This window comes from Polyangiaceae bacterium (genome assembly GCA_016715885.1).
In the GTDB taxonomy this organism is placed as follows: domain Bacteria; phylum Myxococcota_A; class Polyangia; order Polyangiales; family Polyangiaceae; genus Polyangium.
Genome location: JADJXL010000015.1, coordinates 23503 through 39520, shown reverse-complemented (window position 1 = coordinate 39520; position 16018 = coordinate 23503). Strand labels below are relative to the sequence as shown.

The window sequence follows — 16018 nt, the reverse complement described above, 5'->3', positions numbered from 1 at the left end:
AGAAAGAGTCCGGTTTGTCTTTAGGTTTCTTTATCGGGAGTGGAGGATTCGACGGACGGCGAATTTGATCCGATGCCAGGAAGTCCCTGAATGACGACCTTCACGGTTTGCGCGACCCCCGAACCATAGGGGCAGTGACGACACTTCGAGTTGCAGCAGTAGCCGCGCTTCAAGTGGTACACGGACGTAAAGACGACTTTGTCGCCTTCTTTGTAGTAGTCGACGCCCTCGACCAGCTTGTTGAACTTGGGCTCTGCTTTGGACAAACCTAGCGCCCTCGTGCACCGATTCGCCCGTTCATTCAAGCATGCGAAGCGACGAGTCGAAAGGCTGGGACGTGAAAGAGCAGGGCCTCGCGAAAGGTGCACGAGGCCCTTCAAATTTCTCTGCTTTTCAGCGATTGACGCGTTCGAGGTACTTGCCGTCGGCCGTGTCGACCTTGACCCACTCGCCTTCTTTCACGAAGAGCGGGACGTTGATGACGGCGCCCGTGGAAAGCGTGGCGGGCTTGGTGGCGCCGCTGGCCGTATCACCCTTCACGCCGGGCTCGCACGTCGTGATTTGCAAGGTGACGTTGGCGGGAAGGTCGATCCCGATGGGATTGCCCTCATGCAGCGTCACGTCGATGTTCATGCCGTCGCTGAGCCACCGGGAGTCATCGCCGATCTTGTCGCCGCTGATCGTGATTTGCTCGCCCGTGCCCGGGTCCATGAACACGAAGTCGGAACCTTCGGGGTAGATGTACTGCATCACCCGTTGTTCGACGTTTGCAAGCTCGACTTTTTCACCACTCTTGAACGTTCGTTCGAGAACGGCCCCCGTGGCCATGTTCTTCAGTTTCACGCGGGTGAATGCCTGGCCTTTGCCGGGTTTTACGAACTGTGCTTCGACGACGAGGAAGGGATCTTTGATCCCGTCGAGCATCATCTTGAGGCCTTTGCGGATGTCGGTCGTGTCCATGCGGGGCGTTCCTGATACGTTTCCTGGGCTTTTTGTAGCGGCGCCGCATTAGCACAGAGCAAGATGCGGCGCACGAGGACGTGACGAAACCATGGATCGATTCGACGACGAACTGCGGGAAATCAAGCGTGAAATCGTCGAATCACGCGGGCTCGTCATCAAGACGAACAACCTGACGAACGCCCTGGCGGCCGACCTCAAGACGATCTCCAAACGACAAATCGCGTTCGAACGCCGCGCGATCTGGAACAGCGCAGGCGCCAACTTCCTGTTCGTCATCGTCGTCGTGGTCGTCGTCAAGCTCGCCTGGGACGCTCGCATCGACGTCGTCCAAGCCGAAACGCGCGCTGCAAAAGACAAGATCGCCAAGCTCGAAAATGACGTGAAAGACATGCAGCGCAGGGTCGATGATCGCGCGCGCGCCGAGACCGCTGCATCGGCCTTCTACGAGCTCGTGCGAGCTGGGCGCAAACAAGAGATCATCGAGGGCTTCGAGGCGCTACGCAAAGAACCGCTGTCTCGAGCAGAGGTCGCGTTCTTCACGGATGCCGTCGACACGGCGCGCGCCGAGCTTGGCGTGAAGACCTACCAAAACGGGCTCGATCACTTGCGCACTGGACGTTGGCACGAAGCTGCCGTCGCGTTCGAAGATGCGATTCGGCTGAAGGAAAGCGCGTCGCACGTGCCCTCCGCTCGCCTGCACCTCGCTCGCGCCTACCGCAAGCTGTCGCGACAACGAGACGCGATCCCGATCCTGATGCAGCTCTCGGAAGCGTCACCCGATCGCGAGATCGTCGACGACGCGATGTTCTTGCTCTGCGAGTGTCTCATCGACATCCAGGCATGGAACGACGCGAAGACGACGCTGCGCGCGTTCATCCGGCGCTTTCCCGACAGCTCGTTCATCAACGACGCTCGGATGGCGCTTGCGGACATCTCGCTCAAGCACTGATTGGCTGGACAAACTCGCCGAGGTCAGAGTCCTGCGAAGAGGTCGAGCGGACGGAACACGCGCGTTCGCCACTCGGCTTCGTTGTGCGCGGCTCCTGCTTCCCACCAGTGAAACGCGTCGACGCCGAGCGTGTAGCCCACGCCCACGAGCGCATCGCGCATTTGCGCGTTTTCACAAGCGTTGTCGCCGATTCCGTTGTCGTCCTCGATCCCGTCGCCATCGCTGTCCATGCAGAGCGCTTCGTTCTGCTGCTGCGACAAACCCGGATCGCCGCCTCCAGCGTCGAAGTACAGGACCGTCGATCGATATCCGTGTGACACGTATCGCTCGATTATCGTTTCGTTTTTCGACTGCTCGCCGATGCTGCCCCAGCCGAACGTTCCCGACAAACTCGCCGCATAAGCATATTGTCCGGGAAAACGATCGGCGATGTGGAAGCTGATGAGCCCTCCGAGCGACGAGCCCATGGTGCCGACTTTGGAAGGTTCGCCATATCGATCGGCCACGAGCTTGCGGACGGTGCCGTTGACGAAATCGGCATAAGCGTCGCCTTTGCCTCCCCAGGCTTCGGCGGTGCCGTCGCCATCGAGGTCGAAGATGTCTTCGACGTGCGTGTATTCGAACATTCGCCCTTCGCCCGTGTTGTCGATTCCCACGAGCATCATGGCGGGCGGGACGCTGTCTTGCAGAGCCCAGCCTCCCCAGACTGCTTTGGGGTCAAACAAGTTTTGCCCATCGTGCACGTAAAGCACGTGCGTTGGTTTTTCCTGAGGAACCCACACGTTGACCGTACGTTCGGGCATCTGTGCATCGCCGATGCGGAAAAACCTATCGAGGTGCGCGGCGGTGGGCCGCACGAGGCTCATCTCGCCGTTGTCGTCGTACGTGTACGAACGCGCCCAAGGATCCGCTGTCCACACCGTGCCGTTCGTGAACTTGTAACGACTGCCCGCCATGACCTTCATGTGCAGCCAGCGAAAGTTGCCTTCGAGCTTCATGGGCGTGCCGGCCCATTGGTCGTGATCGCCTGCGACGAGATCCAGGCTTGGGTCTGTCGAAACAAACAAGTAACCATCTTCGACGAAAACCGGCCATCCATCGGCAGCGGCATACTTGTTCATGGCGTCTTCGAGGTTTGCAGAAAGCTCGGCAAGGATTGTCTCGATCGCCGTCGCCGTCGCGCCGCCTTGTCCCGTGCCTCCGCCTTGTCCCGCGCCTCCCGCGCCGCCTTGTCCTCCCGCACCGCCCGATGAAGCTCCGGTCGATGCGCTGGAGCTGGAGGATCCCGCGGGCGTTGGGGCGCTCGGCCCGTAACACGCTGCGACGAGCATCGGAATGGCTACGAGCGCCATCCGGGACGTTATCGAGATGAGGCGAAGGGTCGGGTGAGCAATCATGGAAGGCTCCTGAAAAGCGAGAGAATCGTCGTTCTATCGAAGAACGTCATGAGGTACGCTTCGAGGGATGAAGACCAAGGGAAAACTTACGCTTTGGGGAATCATTGGCGGCGTATCCTTGGGGCTGTCGTTTTTGGCGGCATGCTCTGCGGGTGCGCGAGGGACCGATCGGGGCACGGGCGGAGCGTCGTCCGGCAGCGGCAATAGCAGCGGCAACGGCGGGGATACGACATCGGGATCCGGGGGCGAAGATATATTTACCACGGCTGCGAATAGCGGGAGCAGCTCGAGCGGCATCGACTCCCGATGCATCGTGCGCATCGGTATCGTCCGAAGCGCAAGCGCAGCTTCAGCCTGCGGATATCATCATTGCGGTCGATACGTCGGGCAGCATGGACGAGGAAGCTGCGCAGGTGCAGGCCAATCTGAACAAGTTCGCGCAGATCATCACGGGCAGCGGAATCGACGTGCACGTGGTGATGATCGCCGATGCGTCGATGTGCATTCCCGCGCCGCTCGGCAGTGGTGCGTGCAATGGCGCGGATGAAAAATTGCCAAACTATCGGCACGTCGTGCAAGGCGTCGGCAGCAGCAATGGATTGCAGATCATTTTGGATACGTATCCACAATGGAAAGATTCACTTCGTCCGAATGCGACGAAAACCATCGCCATCGTATCCGACGACGATTCGTCCTTGGGCGCCACCGCATTCATGAATGGCATCGTGGCGTTGGACCCGACGTTCACGGGTTTCAAATTCGATGCGATCGTGTCCTTCGAATCGCCCGACTCGTGCGCGCTCTGTTTTCTCAATTGTGCTGGGTGTGCGAATTCGTGCTGCAACAAGGCACAACTCTGCACGCCCATTTCAGCCGACGAAGGCAAAGTCTACAAGCAGCTCGTACAGCAAACGGGCGGCGTGATCGGCAATCTTTGCATTCAAAACTTCGACCCAGTGTTTCAAGACATGGCCAAAGCGGTCGTCACGGACGCGAAGATCTTGTGCGAATACGACATTCCCAAGCCGCCGGACGGACAAACCATCGATCCGAGCCTCATCAACGTGGTTCACACGTCGGGCGGCGGAACGAAAACCACCATTTACAACGTTCCCGACGGTGAAATGGGTTGTGGCAATACGGGCGGGTGGTACTTCGACAGTCCCGCGTCACCCACGAAAATCATCGTATGCAAAGACACTTGTTCGGCGTTGCAAAGCGACAAGACCGGCAAGGTGGAAGTGCTCTTTGGCTGCGCGACCGAAGTCAAGCCGCCGGAATGATTCAATCCACGTCGAACGGCCAGCCATACCTTCGCAACCAATGACCGAATAGCGATGCTTGCACGATCGCGACGGTCGTCATTGCGCCTCCGGTAAGTAAGCTCCCGATAAGCGGAATCCAGCCAAGGATGAACGCCGTGAGCGCGATCAAGATGCCTCCAGCGACGCTCGACGCAATGAAGAGCCCCACGAGATGCGGATATCGCCGTGGGGCACGCGAATAGACTTTCCACCACACGAGGGGGTTCAATGCATTGGCGCCGTGGCCCGACGTCACGATGGATAGAATGATGACCGGCATGATGGCCAAGCCGACGAGGAGCAAGGCAATGCCCAAAGGCCAAGCGGCGGGAAAAAACGAGAACGTGACCCACGCGGGTCCCAGGCCCAAGGCAATACAAGCGAATCCGCGAAAAAGCGCTGCCAAAAGCTCGCTTCGGGTCGTAATGCCGGACGAAAAAGGCAAACCGGATCGGCCCAATCCGACGTGTTCGATGGTTTGAAAATAAATGGCCGACAAGCAACCTATGTAGATTGCCGCGAAAAACCATGCGAATCCGGGAAATGGAACATTGGCGAGCCACGCGGGGATCGTCATTGCGATGATGAGCAAAATTCCTTCCAAGTCGAACGGACGCAAAAGCGCCTGGCGAAGGTCTTCTTTTTCCGTTGGCAATGGTTCGGGCAGACGAACTGCGAGAGCTCCACAACGCGTACACACGAGCGTAGGATCGGACCTGCCAGGGGTCGCGAGCGCGCGCAAACACGCCGTGCACTGAATGGAATGGCAAACCGTGCATTCGTGCGTGGCTTCATTGTCGGGATGCGTCGCGCAGCGCTCGGCCATACGATATGGCTACACCGGAGCAATGGCGAATGCAAGTGAATGCGGCGTCATTCGCCGAGGACGAATCGAATCGCGTTTCCCGGCCTTCGGCGTGCCAATGCTCCCCACGATGATCGGCGCACGACCGCCAATACGGGATAACCGCCCGTCGTCGGATGATCCGGCCCGAATACGATGGGCGTGCCATCGGTCGATACTTGGATGGCGCCGCGCACCATCGGCACGGGCAATGCAGAATCACCTCCAGCACGCGGTATCTTTTCGCCGTCGATGCGCACACCGACGCGATCGCCCAATGCGGAAATGCTGTACGTCGTTGCAAGCAGCGTGTCGAGCGCATTCGGCGGAAAGCGATCGAGATGAGGACCCGGGTCGACGGCGATGTCGACGATATCGGTATTTTCAGTTGAAACAGGGGCTGGGGGCTGCATTTCACGCACGGTGCGATCCGCAATCGTCACCACGTCACGTTTTCGCAGTGGACGTCCGGAAAAACCACCTGTACGCGCAATGAGCAACGTCGCGCGGGATCCGAGCACGACGGGGACGTCCGCACCGCCGCGGAGCCCGAGATACCGGACGGCTCGGGCATTTTCTTTCACCTCGAGCTGCTCTCCATCGGCAAGTCGAATGGGTTTGTCGCCGTCGATCGATACGACGACTTCACCGATGGCTCGTACGAGCAGTCGTCCAAGGGGAATTTCAATGGCGGCTTCTCCCGGATCGTTTCCAACGGCAAGATTTGCGGCGGCAAATGTATCAGGATCGAGCGGTCCCGACGGGGGAAGCCCTCGATGCAATTGTCCTCCGCGTCCCAATGCTTGAATCGTGGCGCATGCGGGCGCCGCTTCCACGACGAGCGCGGGTTTGTTGTGCGCAACTATTTGCAGCGCGGGTGGATGGGTCGCTTCGACGGGCGGGATATCGGTTGCTGGAAGGGCTTCGAATCGGACGCGATCGCCCGGTGCAAGCAAAATGGGGCATTCGCGCGCTGGATCGAAGAGGGAAATGCCCACGGCGCGACCGAGAAGGTGCCAACCACCTGGAGAAGAAAACGGATAGATGCCGGCAAAAGCACCGGCAATCCCAAGGCTGCCGGCGGTCACACGCGGTCGCGGCGTTTTTCGGCGCGGGAGCACGAGGCGCGGATCGAGCGGCCCCAAATATCCAAATCCAGGCAAAAAACCAACGAGCTCGACGACGAAATGATTGGCAACGAGACGGTCGACGACTTCGTCCGACGACAGCCCCAACGAGCTCGACACGTCTTCGAGGTCCGGGCCGTCGAATGCCGCGCCAATGACGTGCGTTTGCTCCAGCAAAACGTTGGTCTGCTCGGCCTTGCTGGCAATCGATAACGCAGCGGTGACGTCTTCGACGCTCGGCGAGCCCACGGTAACGAGGACGCCGCCTCCGACGATGACGTCCGCATCGGGAAATCGAGCGCGCAACACGTGTGCAAGCGCGTGCGTACGTGCGGCGCGATCGGGCGCATCCGCTATGCCGAGGTCGACGTAGACGGCGTCTTGCCCATAAGGCAATATGCGCGGAAAAACCATTACGAAAGCCTTTCGAGCAAGTCCGCATCCTTTAGCGCTTGCCTTACCGCGCGGGCGATTTCAACGGCGCCGGGGGTATCTCCATGCACGCACAACGTATCGAATTCGCCAAGAAGCGCCAAACGAACGGCTTGCGCCGCGGCCAATCCAGGATCGGTGATCAATGCGCCCGGTTGCGATCGCGGCACGAGGCTCCCGTCGGGCAAATAAGCGCGATCTGCAAAAGCTTCACGTTCGTAAGAATGATTTGCAGCCAAATCAATGAGAACACCTCGCGGCGGTCCCACGAGCCTGACTTGTGTTTGGAATACCAAACCAACCGCAAAAATCAATGATTTTGCTATTTCTGCTGATTTTGCCACATCGTGATACAATGCGCCGTGAGGTTTTACCGCGATGATGCTTACGCCAATCTCTTCGGATACTTCGACGAGCGATGCCATTTGGTCGTGAAGGGACCGCTCGAGCTCGTCCGCGGCAATGCCCATGCTTGTCCGGCCAAACCCTGCCCGATCCGGATACGACGGATGAGCTGCGACGGTCGCGCCTGCGCGACGCGCGAGCACGAGTGCCCGCTCCATGCTCGCGCGATCCCCCGCATGTCCACCACACGCAATGTTGACCCTCGTGGCGATCGAATACAATTCTTCGGATTCGCCGGGCAGCTCGCCGAGGTCCATGTTGAGCGATAGCCGCTTCATCGGTGGAACTGTCGCAAGGCTGCTTATCCAGGTCAAGCCAAACCACTGGCCACGCTCGTTCGTTTGTGCTGTCATGCGCCCGCGATGAGCGACTTCAACCCCTACGCGCCGCCAGAAGCCGAAGTTGGCGGAAGAGCGCGAACAACCAAGAAAAGCAAAAAGAATAAGTCTGCGTCCGGCGCGATCGCGGCGGCCATCGAGCGGCTGAACGAACACCTCGCCGATCGGGACGCGGTCGACATTGATCGCAAGGAAGTTGGCGGCAAGCTTCGCACGCCGACGATCGTCTTCGTGGGCCTTGCGGTCGTGTTCATTGGAATCGCCGTATTCGCAGCGACGAACATGCGCCGACGTAGCGAAGAGGGCCTCGTGGTTGCCGCGGGCATATTGGCAGTCGTGTTTACGCTCCTCGCCATTACCCTGGTCGTCGTCGATGTCCGAATGCTTCCGCGCGACAAACCGGCGCCTCCCGAAGCGACGCTCAAATACTTTTTCAAGGCGATTGCGCTCGGTCGTTTTGGTTACGCGTGGGCCACGCTTTGCCCAACCGCGCGCGAACAACGCGTCGACGTGCCCGCGCTTGGCCCAATACCAATCACACCAGGTTCATTCGAGCTGCGGCGCACCGAGGACCTCAAGCTGTACACGCAAGCGTTTGCTCGCCCGGGCAATGGGCAAATGCGAACGATGCAAGTCAAGCGCACGACGCTCATCAGCGAAGACGGCGACGTGGCCGTCGTCGAAGTGACCGCCATGTTTCAATCATGGCCGCAATGGGCGCAAATCCTCTCCGTCGTGGCATTCGTCGTCATACGCCTCCTCGGCATCATTCTTTTCCTCGTCCTGTTTTTCACGCTTCGCAAAACGCACGAAGTCGTCTTCCGCAAAACGCTCATTCGCGGCAGCAATGGCGTTTGGTATGTTTATTCGGGCGACTTGCTCGAAGGCGCACCGCAAGAATCCTGATCACGGATCCGACCGCACCACCGTCCACGTCAGCGCATGCCAAAATGCCCCCGCCGCGACACCTGGCGGCGATCCGACGGCCACCAGCGTGAACGACGAACCATCTTTGAAATCCGTTTCGACGATGCCCCCACGTTCGAGCGCCTCCTGGAGTGACAACGTGGAGCTCGGCATCGAATGACCGGGCGGAAACGTGAGAATGTTCGTGGCCTCGATCGGGCCCAAGTCCGCCCGCGCAAATTCGCGAAATGGCGGGATTTTTCCGATTGCGCCGAGCGTCAACCCCGGCGCGACTTGGCCAGCGACGCCGCCTTGCGTACCAGGTAAAACCCGCACGTCGACCGTCGCCATTGGCACCGATGCATGCGCCGCCTGCAGCGATATCTTGTCGTCTTGCACGATGCGGGACATCCCCACCGCAACCAGTCCTTGTGTCGGCGTATCGATCGAATAATCTTTCCCGCACACGACCTTTTCGACATTGTCTTCGTGCCCAGGGCCTCCAAGACAACCATTCGGCACGAGGAGCAGACTTCGCGGCGCTTCGAGCGCTGCTTTGGGAATTACTGCAAGCGGCACGACGAGCACGTCGGGATCGAGACTTCCGGACGTGATTTCCGCACAGCCTTTGCCTGCGGTTTTTTCGAGGCTCCCCGCAATGACGTGCAAATAAACATCCGTCCCCGTGGACACGACGCCCGATTCCACATCGACGACCGAAACACCTGCAAATGCGAGGCCTTTTGCATCCGCGGGGTGCGCGGGCGCGTCGCCTCCATCCGGCCACGGAACGAAACACAATCGAATGGCGTCGTAATCATTCACGCCATTGACGATCGTGAGCTTCGACGGTCCATCGGGCTCGGGGACATTTTCCTCGACGCCGCTGCCACCAGCGCCGCCGCTCCCGGAGCTCGAACTGCTGCTGGAGCTGCTGCTGGATGACGTCAGGTTATCGTCGTTGCCGTCGGCGCAACCGACGAAGAGCACGGGCAGGAGACTCGAGAATGCAATGGATCTACGAAGCGCACGAGTGTTCATGCGTCGAGTTTACCGCGCGCTGCCAAAAGGGAAAGCTACGCTTCAGCGACGAACCGAATAAACGAAGCTCGCCTTGGGTTCACGGAGCCAGCGTTCGGTGATCGTATTTTTCATACCAGCATACGGACTCCCAGCATCGACGTACAGGGCCACGAGCGCTTCGGCGGCAGGTTTGTCGCCACTTGCTTTGATGCGCGCCACGGTGGTGAGCAGTTTCTTGCTTGCGGCGGGAAATGCGTCGAGGTTGATGGCAAAACAACCCGTGTCGGTTCCATTGCCTGCTTTTTCCGTCGCATTCCACTTCAAGACACCTTCGTCGACCAAGAAACCCACCTGAATGGCGGCCAATTGGCTGTACGGTTTGGGGTGTTTTTCTCGGTCGTACATTCCTTGTGAGATGTGTCCGAATGCCCAAGCGATGTCGCGCACGTGAGCTTGCTGCGCGGTTTCCATCGTGATCACGTTGCGATCCGCGAGCCAATCCGTATAAAAGAGCGCTGCCGATTGCGCTTTGAATTCTTCGAGCATGCTCGCCAAAGGTCCGCCGAATACTTCGCTATCGATTTTCCCTTCGACGGCATATTGATGAGACGGTCCCAGGTTGTGCGCCGCTTCGTGCAGCACCGTGCTCATGAGCTGCGGCCTTTGATCGTCAGTATAGGTGGCCATCGTTTGGGCACAAAACAGAGACGAAGCTTGCCGGCGAACCGCGGCGCGGCTGTCCGGATCCGTATAAAAGTTCGTCATGACCATCGTTCGTCCCCGGTTTTCATTGGCCACGGGGCCGAAATTGGGCAAACTTTGTCCGGCCGTCGCGCCAAACGGAGCACGCGAATCACCAGCATTGATGATTACGGCAATGAAATCGGGCAGTTGGAACTTGGCCGTGCCTGCCGCGTAGGGAGGACCCGCGAGCTCCGCGATCGCATTTTCCATGTCTTGCTTGATGGGCTCGAGCTTCTTCTTCCATTCGAGTGATCCTGGATCGATACGCGCAAAGCTCGTGTGAAATCCGGCCTTTTCGTTGCACGGTTCGAAGTACGTTTCATCCGGTCCGATGCGCAAAAACCACCGCGAATTCTCGGAATTCATGCGTGACCACGCTTCGTCGGCCTCGAACCAGCTCCCGTCCCGAAATGCTTTGGCTGCTGCTTGCAGATACGTTTTGAACGGAGTTTCATTCGGTGACGTAATGGCGGCTGCGGCTGCGTCGATTTCTTTGGCGGCAGCCTGCATGTCCGCTTCGAATGCTTTGTGATACGGAACCGGCTTCAATTCATCATTTTCGCCTGCTACGACGACGAATGGATCCAATAGTGCGCGAGCGTCGGGCCGGGCTCCCAACATGGCGCAAAAATTGGGCTGCGAGAGGAGATGCTGTGGATAAAGGCCCGAAGTCGGAGGAGAGGCTTTGGGAATGGCACGGCAATCGGGATCGTCTGCGACACTGGGCGCTTCGCATTGCGGTCCTTGATTGCGGTGAAAGAGCCGTCGGCTCGCGGGGTCGTCCGTAGGAATTTGGCTGCGTAGCTCGGTCACGCCCGATTGCTTTTCGTAAAGCCGCTCGACGATTTTTGCCGCCGCGAGAATATGCTCGACAATCGCCTTGTCCTCGGCGCTCGCATTGCGAAAATCCGAATTGACGAGCGTCGTGCGACCCGCGTCGAGGTCGCGCAGCACCGCTTGGCGCCGCCTGACTTCCGCCGCATCGAGCCCTTCGAAGCGGGGGCCATTACGCTTACGATCGACGACCGCGGAGTACGCTTTGCGAAATGCGGCCGTAAACGATTCGCCCGTCACCCAATCGGCCTCGTTCGTCTCCACGTCAGCACGCCAAATCACCGCAAGCTCGGCCGGGTCGAGCGCTTTGTTGCCGTTCGCATCCTCGGACCAGAAGAGCGGAAGATCGAGCGTTACGGCGATTCGATTGAAGTCCGCGCGCTCGACTGCATCGAACGTCGCTTGCCAAGGTTGGTCCGGAGAAACAGCCGGAGGAGCCCCGCCGCAAGCTGCAAGGAATGCCAAACCGAGCACGGCGAAACGAACACACCGAGAAGAACGCATGCTCGCCTTTTAACACGAGGGCGCGATGAGTAGGCTTGGTGAAACACGTGAAGTCGCGCCATCCCAAACCACACGCGCAAGCATATCGACTCACTCGCCCGGCCGCTCTGTCCGTGCGTCGAGGTCATCCGTGGGTCTATCGCGAAGGTTTCGTTCGCTTGCCCGATCTCGCATCGGGCACCGTCGTGGAGCTCGTGGATGAAGACAACGCGCCGATCGGCGTGGGCCTCTTCGACAGCCAATCACCGATCGCCGCGCGTGTGTTCGCGCGTGAAGGCCCGCTCGATCAACGCGCGCTCATGGTGCGCCTAGAGCAAGCGTTTCGGCGTCGCGATACGTTCATCGGTCCGGACACGACAGCGTATCGACTGTGCAACGGCGAAGGCGATCACCTGCCAGGTCTGGTGATCGACAAGTACGCTCACGTTGTCGTCGTGCGGCTCGATGGCGAGCACTTGGTTTCGTGGCTCGACAAGCTCGTTCCATCGCTCGCCAAGTCGCTCGCTGCTCGCGGCGTCACGAGCTTGGCGCTTCGACGCGCACGTGATGAAGCTGGGGACAAACGCACGCGCACGCTCGCGGGTGACGAGCCGCCCGATCGGTTGATCGTGTACGAGCACGGCATGGCGATGGAAGTGGACCTCGCGCACGGCCAAAAAACGGGCGCGTTCCTCGACCAACGCGACAACCGCGCGCTCGTGCGAAAGCTCGGACGAGGTCGAACACGCGTGCTGAATTTGTACAGCTTCGCGGGAGGCTTCTCCGTTGCTGCAGCGCTCGGCGGCGCCAAGCACGTGACGTCGGTCGACGTGGCGAGCGCGGCGCATGCATCGGCGCAGAGGTCGTTTCGCGAGAACAAGCTCGACCCTGCTGCGCATGCATTCGTCACGGCAGATGCGTTTGCGTTTCTCGAAGCGGCCGCACGTCGTGGAGATCGGTTCGACCTCATCGTGTCGGACCCTCCGAGCTTTGCGCCGAACGAAAAGACGAAACCTCGTGCGCTCGGCGCGTACCGGAAACTTCACGCAGCCTTGGCGCGTGTGCTCGATCGAAGCGGCGTACTGTGTGCAGCGTCGTGCTCGAGTCACGTGACGATGGAGGAGTTTGTCGGGACGCTCGATGCAGCAACGCTCGGACGCGACGACCTATCCGTCGTGGCGATTCATGGTCACGCACCGGACCATCCCACGCTGCCTGCGTGGAGCGAGGGCAGGTATCTCAAGATGGTCGTGCTGACGTGAGGTTCGTCCGAAAAGACCCTTTGACGTCAAAGGATTGACGTTTCGGGTGTCAATGTCAGAAGCCTGGATCCCGAACGCTCGGGAGGCTGCCCGAGGTCGACTTCGTCGTGGCCGTCGCCTTGGTGATTGGGATCGAGTTCGTGGATGGCTTCGACGTCGTGATCGCCTTGGTGGTCGGTGCCGCAGCGGAAGGCGTTGCAGATGCCGAAACTGCGGGCTCTGCCGATTGTATCGCGGAGGCGGGCACGACGGCGGATTGCGTCGCCGTTGGTGTTGCGACGGCCGTTGGCACTGGCTTGGCGGTCTCCGTGGTATTTGCCGCTGGTTGATTGGCGGGCGCGGGAGGTGGACGCATCGCGAGCACGACGGCAGCGCCGATCGCAGCGAGACCCACGGCGCCAAACGCGACGACGGCCAGCTTCTTCTTGCCCGAATTCGCTGCGGGAGCGAGGTCCGCGACCATCGCCTTGTGCGTCGATGACGACGTGCTCGTCGGCGCAGCAGGAGGTTGGCTGGTCGATTCACCCACGGGAGCGACAGGCGGTGGTGGGATCGACAGAAGCGGCGGAGGCATGTTCGAGGGCGTCGCGCCCGATGCACGAAGCTGCGCGAGCATTGCTGCGTGCTGAGCTTTTTCTTGTTGCCGCTGCTCGGCTCGCTCATCCGCCGTCTTGATGCCTTCGCGAATGGCCGCGCGCCGCTTCTCCGCACGCTCGCCGAGCATGCCCTTGACGAACCCTACGACGTCCTCGTCGGGCAAACCCTGCAATTTCAACTCGGCAATCGCGCGGTCGATCGCCCGAGCAAACTCGGCCATCGACTGGTACCGCTCCGCGACGTCTTTCGCGAGCGCCTTGGCGACGACGTCGTTCAAGAGCGGCGGACAGTTCGGAATGGCTGATGCCAGTGTTGGTGATGGCTCTTTGTCGCAAATGCGGCGGAGCGTGATCATGTCGTTGTCGCCGCGGAACGGGTGCTTCGCTGCGAGCAACTGGAAAAGCACGATTCCGAGCGCAAACACGTCGGTGCGTCGATCGATTTCTTTACCGAGCGCTTGTTCGGGCGACATGAACGGGACTTTGCCCTTGAGTTGCCCGTCCTTCGTCGCGGCGTTGGACAGCTCGCTGCTGGCCTTGGCCACGCCGAAGTCGACGATTTTCACGACGCCGTCGTACGTGACGAGAATGTTTTGAGGTGAAACGTCTCGGTGGACCAAACCCACGAGGTTTCCAGCTTCGTCTTTCAGCTCGTGCGCCGCATGCAAACCAAGCGCTGCATTGAGGACCAGGCGCAAGGCGACGAGGATGGGAACGCCACCTTTTTGACGCGCAGATCGAGCGAGCTGACTGAGCGGCTCGCCGTCGATCCACTCCATCACGATGTAGATCAGACCCTCTTGTTCGCCGAGATCGAGAATCTCACAGACGTGCGGGTGCTTGATGCGCGAGGCGAGGCCAGCTTCGGCCAAAAACATTTCTTCGAACTGCGGATCTTCCGACAGTTCGGGGAGCATTGTCTTGACGGCGACGGTCTTCTGGAACCCGCGCGTGCCTTTCATGCGTGCGGCCCAGACAACCGCCATGCCGCCTTGTGCGATCGGTACGAGCAGCTCGTATCGCCCTAGCGTATGGCCTGCACCGACTTCGCCAAGCGCGCTCACGAAACCCCCTTCGATGCACCACACCGCGCGCAAGCAATGCAACTCGTCGGGTCACTTGCCCAAACACGCTGGAACGCTGTCGTCGCCGTTTGCACGATGGTGCCCTTAGAATCGCAGATGCGCGGGCATCACTCAAGATCTCATCCGCTCAATTCCCTGCTTGCATCAAGAAACGCGCCAGCGCTTGGGCTTTCGGCACGATCGTCGCAACCTCCACGCGCTCGTCGTGCGTGTGAAATCCAGCACCTCGCGGCCCGAGTCCATCGATTGATGCAATGCCCATTGCCGCGGTCGTCGCCGCATCCGAACCACCCCCCACGAGCGGCGCTTCGCCGTCGCCCAACCCTGCAGCTCGCGCACACGCGGCATACGCTTGATACAGCGCCACGTTCGCGGCTGTGCGTTCGAGCGGCGGGCGCGCAAGTTGCGTGCCGAGCGTGATCGACGTCCCCGAAATCGCCGCGCGACGTGCGGCATCCTCGAGCGCCGCAATGAGCCATTCGCCGTCGACGAGCCGCTCGTAACGTAGATCCATGAGCGCTTCGGCATGATCGGGCACCGTGTTTTTCGACGTCCCGCCGCGAATGATTCCCACGTTGACGGTTATGCCCCGCGCGTAGTCCGTGAGCTCTTCGGCATATTCGACGAAGCGGCAAAGTGCACGAATTGCATTCGCTCCTTCGGCATGCGCGTTTCCCGAATGCGCTGCGCGCCCTGTCGCGACGGCTCGACCACTTCCCGTGCCTCGACGAGACGTAATGATTGCATCCTGAGCACGTCCCGCCTCGAAAACGAGCGCTGCGCGCGCGCCCGCAAGCTCGCGCTCGATGACGCCTCGACCTTCGGGTGATCCAACCTCTTCATCCGAAACGATGACCAATCGCACGGGCAAACTCGGCAAAATGCCCACGTGCGACAGCGCCCGGAGCGCTTCGAGGATGACGACGAGCCCGCCCTTCATGTCGAGCACGCCCGGGCCTCGGATGAGCGCTCCATCGCGCCGAAAGCCTTCGAACGTGCCTGGTGGAAAAACCGTATCGAGGTGTCCGACGAGCGCGACGAAGTCGGAGCGAGCGGCATTCGTCGTCGCCACCAAATGCGGGGCAAACCGGTCGCTCGGGATGGTGCGGACACTCGAGATCCCCGCGATCGATCGGAGCTCGGCCGCCAGCATCTCGCCCACGACGGCGCCTCCTTCGCGGTTGTCGGTGAACGAGTTTTGCTCGACCAATCGTTCGAGGAGCGAAATGGCAGCGTCTTGCCGTTCGTGGAGGAATTGCTCGAGTTCTTCGATCATCGCTTGCGAGTTTCGCTGATGGACCGCGTATTGGCGAGTCTTGCGAGTGC

General features: G+C 60.2%; 14 protein-coding genes. 4 read left to right on the top strand and 10 right to left on the bottom strand.

Features of this window, described 5'->3' with window-relative positions; genetic code table 11:
- Positions 1-20: 20 nt before the first annotated feature.
- Together IPM54_13620 and efp are read right to left on the bottom strand one after the other, a co-directional pair.
- Positions 21-266, bottom strand: a complete 246-nt coding sequence (locus tag IPM54_13620) for a hypothetical protein (protein ID MBK9260844.1) — start codon at positions 264-266, stop codon at positions 21-23.
- Between the two features lie 127 nt (positions 267-393).
- Positions 394-960, bottom strand: coding sequence for an elongation factor P (efp, locus tag IPM54_13615; GenBank protein ID MBK9260843.1), 567 nt, complete (start codon positions 958-960; stop codon positions 394-396).
- 91 nt (positions 961-1051) lie between these two features.
- Between efp and IPM54_13610 the strand changes: the two genes are divergently transcribed.
- On the top strand, positions 1052-1912 hold the full coding sequence (locus tag IPM54_13610) for a tetratricopeptide repeat protein (GenBank protein MBK9260842.1): 861 nt from the start codon (positions 1052-1054) through the stop codon (positions 1910-1912).
- 23 nt (positions 1913-1935) lie between these two features.
- On the opposite strand, the gene IPM54_13605 is transcribed toward IPM54_13610, so the two are convergent.
- Entirely contained in the window at positions 1936-3309 is a 1374-nt protein-coding gene (locus IPM54_13605; GenBank protein ID MBK9260841.1) for a hypothetical protein, read from the bottom strand.
- A 152-nt stretch (positions 3310-3461) separates the two neighbouring features.
- Between IPM54_13605 and IPM54_13600 the strand changes: the two genes are divergently transcribed.
- Positions 3462-4592, top strand: a complete 1131-nt coding sequence (locus IPM54_13600; protein MBK9260840.1) for a VWA domain-containing protein — start codon at positions 3462-3464, stop codon at positions 4590-4592.
- Position 4593: 1 nt separating this feature from the next.
- Here IPM54_13600 and IPM54_13595 read toward each other — a convergent pair whose 3' ends face one another.
- From IPM54_13595 to IPM54_13585, 3 genes are read right to left on the bottom strand one after another with little or no spacing between them, the layout of a single operon-like run.
- Positions 4594-5439, bottom strand: coding sequence for a hypothetical protein (locus tag IPM54_13595; protein ID MBK9260839.1), 846 nt, complete (start codon positions 5437-5439; stop codon positions 4594-4596).
- A 47-nt stretch (positions 5440-5486) separates the two neighbouring features.
- Positions 5487-6998 carry a carboxyltransferase domain-containing protein gene (locus tag IPM54_13590; protein MBK9260838.1) on the bottom strand — a complete coding sequence of 504 codons (1512 nt, stop codon included), beginning with the start codon at positions 6996-6998 and terminating at the stop codon, positions 5487-5489.
- Positions 6998-7699, bottom strand: coding sequence for a LamB/YcsF family protein (locus tag IPM54_13585; protein MBK9260837.1), 702 nt, complete (start codon positions 7697-7699; stop codon positions 6998-7000). The genes IPM54_13590 and IPM54_13585 overlap by 1 nt, the downstream gene beginning before the upstream one ends.
- Before the next feature lie 84 nt (positions 7700-7783).
- Between IPM54_13585 and IPM54_13580 the strand changes: the two genes are divergently transcribed.
- Positions 7784-8665: a hypothetical protein gene (locus tag IPM54_13580; GenBank protein MBK9260836.1), complete on the top strand. Its 882-nt coding sequence runs from the start codon at positions 7784-7786 to the stop codon at positions 8663-8665.
- Here the strand turns inward: IPM54_13580 and IPM54_13575 are convergent, their stop codons facing one another.
- Together IPM54_13575 and IPM54_13570 are read right to left on the bottom strand one after the other, a co-directional pair.
- On the bottom strand, positions 8666-9706 hold the full coding sequence (locus tag IPM54_13575) for a hypothetical protein (GenBank protein MBK9260835.1): 1041 nt from the start codon (positions 9704-9706) through the stop codon (positions 8666-8668).
- A gap of 42 nt (positions 9707-9748) precedes the next feature.
- Positions 9749-11770, bottom strand: coding sequence for a hypothetical protein (locus IPM54_13570; protein ID MBK9260834.1), 2022 nt, complete (start codon positions 11768-11770; stop codon positions 9749-9751).
- Between the two features lie 47 nt (positions 11771-11817).
- Here IPM54_13570 and IPM54_13565 point away from each other — a divergent pair, with 47 nt between their 5' ends.
- Complete coding sequence (locus tag IPM54_13565) at positions 11818-13011, top strand: class I SAM-dependent rRNA methyltransferase (protein ID MBK9260833.1); 1194 nt, start codon at positions 11818-11820, stop codon at positions 13009-13011.
- A 55-nt stretch (positions 13012-13066) separates the two neighbouring features.
- On the opposite strand, the gene IPM54_13560 is transcribed toward IPM54_13565, so the two are convergent.
- Both IPM54_13560 and IPM54_13555 read right to left on the bottom strand, forming a co-directional pair.
- Positions 13067-14671: a protein kinase gene (locus IPM54_13560; protein MBK9260832.1), complete on the bottom strand. Its 1605-nt coding sequence runs from the start codon at positions 14669-14671 to the stop codon at positions 13067-13069.
- Positions 14672-14819: 148 nt separating this feature from the next.
- Positions 14820-15968 carry a M20 family metallopeptidase gene (locus IPM54_13555; GenBank protein ID MBK9260831.1) on the bottom strand — a complete coding sequence of 383 codons (1149 nt, stop codon included), beginning with the start codon at positions 15966-15968 and terminating at the stop codon, positions 14820-14822.
- Positions 15969-16018: the final 50 nt, after the last annotated feature.